The 2,841-nt window shown below is 58.6% G+C and carries 4 protein-coding genes; 1 reads left to right on the top strand and 3 read right to left on the bottom strand.

The genetic code is table 11. The annotated features are described in order from the left end of the window. Nucleotides 1-114 precede the first annotated feature (114 nt). Both RH90_RS19400 and RH90_RS19395 read right to left on the bottom strand, forming a co-directional pair. Nucleotides 115-648 (bottom strand): cytochrome P460 family protein, encoded by a 534-nt coding sequence (locus tag RH90_RS19400; RefSeq protein ID WP_010188219.1) that lies wholly within the window; start codon nt 646-648, stop codon nt 115-117. 27 nt (nt 649-675) lie between these two features. After that, nucleotides 676-1,719, bottom strand: a complete 1,044-nt coding sequence (locus RH90_RS19395; protein WP_010188218.1) for an alpha/beta fold hydrolase — start codon at nt 1,717-1,719, stop codon at nt 676-678. A 266-nt stretch (nt 1,720-1,985) separates the two neighbouring features. On the opposite strand from RH90_RS19395, the gene RH90_RS19390 reads away from it, so the two are divergent. Continuing rightward, nucleotides 1,986-2,174 carry a DUF1348 family protein gene (locus RH90_RS19390; protein ID WP_010188217.1) on the top strand — a complete coding sequence of 63 codons (189 nt, stop codon included), beginning with the start codon at nt 1,986-1,988 and terminating at the stop codon, nt 2,172-2,174. 422 nt (nt 2,175-2,596) lie between these two features. On the opposite strand, the gene RH90_RS24060 is transcribed toward RH90_RS19390, so the two are convergent. Continuing rightward, on the bottom strand, nt 2,597-2,841 hold a 245-nt coding region (locus tag RH90_RS24060), incomplete at its 5' end, for a hypothetical protein (RefSeq protein ID WP_010188215.1).

Genomic DNA, 2,841 nt, shown 5'->3' with positions numbered 1-2,841 from the left:
TCATGGATTGCGGACCGCGCGGCTCGTCGTCCCGACGCTGGTGGTCGCGGGCCCTCTATGGCACCGTCGGTGAATACGCCAGGCGACTAACAGCCAATCTGACCGGCGGCTGCACTATTTCGAGTAACCTGAGAAGACGAAGTCAGCGCCGCTATCCAGCTTTTCAAGCTTCACATGGCAGGCGAAGCAGGCCTTTATTACGGCCGGATCATGATTGGAAACGCCGTTCTCAAACTGGCCGTACCCCCACCCCCGGGTAGATGCGTAACGCTTGGAGTCCTTGACACTGACTTGGATATTGGTCGGCTTGCCGGCAACGAAAGACTGGGGTGATGGAAACACCGTATCATTGCGGAGTGATGATGTGTAGCGCCAAGCGAGCCGGACGATCATGGCTCCATCCGGGAAAGGTCTTCTATTTTTCCGAAAGGCTTCGACGGCAATGTCGTTGCCGAGAATGGCGCGGATATCGTTGTTCTTGCCATTTTCCTGGGCGACACTGATTAGCTTCCAGTTGCGAAAGCCTTTAGGCAGCGTGACGCCGAACACTGGCGAGGCGTTGCCCGGTTGCCTGTCGGCGGCGACGACCGCCGACAGGCCGAACGTCACCGCTGCGATGCCGACCGCGCATAAGCTTGCTCGCATCATCTTGTCCTCTCGAACCGCTTCGAAAGTTCAGCCGGCCAGCTTAATCACGTCCAGGACCGCCTTCGCGAACTCGGCCGGTGCCTCCTGCGGAAGATTATGGCCGATGCCGCCCGTAACGAGACGGTGGTCATACGGTCCGGCAAACTTGGCGCGATACCGCGACGGATCCGGATGAGGAGCCCCGTTTGCATCCCCTTCCAACGTGATCGTCGGGATCTTGATGACAGGGCTTGTGGCCAGCTTCGCTTCCAGATCGTCGAATTTGCTCTCACCGTGGACAAGCCCCAGACGCCACCGGTAATTGTGAATGACAATGTCGACATGGTCGGGGTTTACGAAGGACGCTGCCGACCGATCATATGTCGCGCTGTCAAACTTCCATTGGGGTGAAGCGAGTTGCCAGATCTGGCGGTTAAAGGCACTCGTATTAGCTGCATAACCAGCCTTGCCGCGCTCCGTGGCAAAATAGAACTGATACCACCATTGCAATTCCTGGGCTGGCGGCAGTGGTGCGGCGTTTCCGGCCTGGCTTCCGATCAGATAGCCACTGACCGATACTAGCGCGCGGCACCGCTCGGGCCATAAGACAGCCATAATATCGGCAGTCCGAGCGCCCCAGTCAAAGCCCGCGACGATCGCCTGTCGGATGCCGAGTGCGTCCATCAGCGCTATGCCGTCCGTTCCCAACGCAGCCTGTTGGGCATTACGCGCTGTCGATGCAGAGCGGAAGCTCGTGCTGCCGTGCCCGCGAAGATGCGGGATGATTACCCGGTATCCATTAGCGACCAGGAGCGGCGCAACCTCGGCGAAGGCGTGAATGTCGTACGGCCAGCCGTGAAAGAGTAACACCGGAATTCCGTTCTTCGGTCCCAGATCGACGTAGCCGATATTGAGAACGCCAGCGTCGATTTGCCTGATCGGTCCGAATGGCACGAGGGGGCGAGAGAACGATGGCTTAGCCGCCAATGCCTGCGCGCCAGCAGTGCCGGCCACCACGGAGGCGGCGACTGCAGCAGCTAATTGCACGAACTGCCGACGGCCCGGCTCGGCGATTTTAGCCTTATCTTCCATGACGGTCTTTCTCTCTATTCTGCGGTCCGACGATTTTGATGAGATACACTCGCTCGCTTGCGGGCGCCCGTTAGGCGTTGTCAGATCGTATGAGCGCTGCCGACAAAGGTACTGCGGCGCGTGTGCAAATCACCTCTGTGTGGCTCTGTCGACGAATTCCACGGGAACTAACCCGCATCTGCGCCGTGTGACGCCAATATGCTAGAGAGGAGCCGGTGACAGCTTGAGCGAACGATTGCCAAGGCGCGCTGCTTGTCGTGAACGTTATGATGAAAAATCGCAATGATTCAACTGAGTCTGGCAAGCAGCAGCGGGTCCGGGACGCCGAACACACCTGGAATACGCACGATTGCGACGCGCATGTGATGAACAATGCGATCGACTGCCTGTGGCGCAATCGCTTCTACTTCATCCCGTCGTTATCGCGCTTCTCGACGGCAAGGCCAATCGGGTGAAGTGGTGGTTCGCTTCGGATGCTAGCCATCTCATGGTTGACAGCGAAGAAGAATCTGCAGCCAAAGTGCTGCGACTGATGGACGGGCAGGGAGCCGATATCGTCAACGGTGGTTCCAGTTCCGCAACGTTCGATTCTCCCTGGTGTCTCCGCTGCAACCGAGTTCTCTCTTACAGACGCTGCCAACGCTCATGCGGCCGAGGAAAGCCGTGCGATGACAGGAAAAACTTCTGCTCATCCCTTGAAGGATGGCTGAGCTGCGAACCCCCGCCCCGAAGCTGTTTCGGGGCGCCAGATACTGGCGCCCCGATGCGAATGCTGTTGCAACGATCGGCGGCGCCACGTGCCTCCATTTAATCGGTGAAGTCGAGCCTTGTCCGGTGCGGATTAAGGCGGGCAATGGACCACTCCGCGTCGGTCTTTTTATAAGCTATGTGATAGTGGCCGTAGCCGCGTATCGTCTTGAAGGGAAATCGTGCCAGGCTCATCGGAACGGTCGATCCAATCCTCCATGGACCAGATTTCATGCGCGAGGGCGGATGACTCGATTTCGATTTCATGCGAGAAAAGGTGATGCACGATCACTCCGGCGCCAACGCCGTGGGCGACACCCGCTGCGATCGCGTCAGGGCCGGCCATGGTGGCCAGCACTTCGCCAGCGACATATT

Source organism: Sphingomonas sp. PAMC 26605, assembly GCF_000241485.1.
Lineage (GTDB): Bacteria > Pseudomonadota > Alphaproteobacteria > Sphingomonadales > Sphingomonadaceae > Sphingomonas.
This window is presented reverse-complemented; position numbering and strand designations above follow the sequence as displayed.